Annotated in this window: 1 protein-coding gene; it reads right to left on the minus strand. The window is 32.8% G+C overall.

Features of this window, described 5'->3' with window-relative positions:
- Positions 1-457: LptF/LptG family permease (locus D0S45_20855; protein TIH04832.1), on the minus strand; the 457-nt coding region annotated here is incomplete at both ends.

The raw sequence follows: 457 nt of genomic DNA on the forward strand, positions 1-457 counted from the left end.
TTGCGTATAAAATAATCACTAACAGTCCATTTCTTCTTTTTTTCATTCCACCTAATCGATCTGGAGGTAAGCTTAGAAACTAAGGTTTTACCATCGAATTTCTCCAAAGCAAACTTATAACCAGACTTGCTTGATGTTTCCCAGTTAATCATGTAAACAAAAATACCTGGTTCTATTTGCCGATGTATATTTCTTTCCCTATTTACAAAACGCTTCCGAATATAAGTATCCGTAAAATCCAATCGCTTTTTATTTGCCGGAGGAATTACATAATTACTCATCAAAAAAGAAAATAAGCCTATAATCAATGCGGAAATAAAATAAGGAAACATCAACCGTCTAAAACTTACACCACTACTAAGGATTGCAATAATTTCGGTATTATATGCCATCTTCGAGGTAAAATAGATGACAGCTATAAAAGTGAACAACGCACTAAATAAATTGGCGAAATAAG

Source organism: Marinifilum sp. JC120 (assembly GCA_004923195.1).
In the GTDB taxonomy this organism is placed as follows: domain Bacteria; phylum Desulfobacterota; class Desulfovibrionia; order Desulfovibrionales; family Desulfovibrionaceae; genus Maridesulfovibrio.